The organism is Pseudomonas protegens (assembly GCF_003732485.1).
GTDB classification, from domain to species: Bacteria; Pseudomonadota; Gammaproteobacteria; order Pseudomonadales; family Pseudomonadaceae; genus Aquipseudomonas; species Aquipseudomonas protegens_B.
Map to the genome: position 1 here is coordinate 1 of NZ_MOAK01000069.1, position 209 is coordinate 209.

Annotated in this window: 1 protein-coding gene; it reads right to left on the reverse strand. The window is 63.6% G+C overall.

All coding sequences use genetic code 11. The features are described 5' to 3' along the window. On the reverse strand, positions 1 to 209 hold a 209-nt coding region (locus tag BLX41_RS17845; protein ID WP_148059751.1), incomplete at both ends, for an autotransporter outer membrane beta-barrel domain-containing protein.

Consider the following 209-nt stretch of genomic DNA (forward strand, 5'->3'; position numbering starts at 1 on the left):
TTGTTGCGCAGGTCCTGGGTCAGCTCCAGGTTGGCACTGAGTTCCAGCTGCCGGGTGAGCTTTTTGGCGCCCCGCACACCGAGGTTCAGGCTGGTGGTCGTGCGGCCCATTTTCGCGTAGCTGGCCGCAAACACCGCGCCGCTGTTTTCACGATAGCCCTGGCGGCTGACCTGAGTCTGGCTGAGGCCCAGATACGGCGTCAGGGTCAT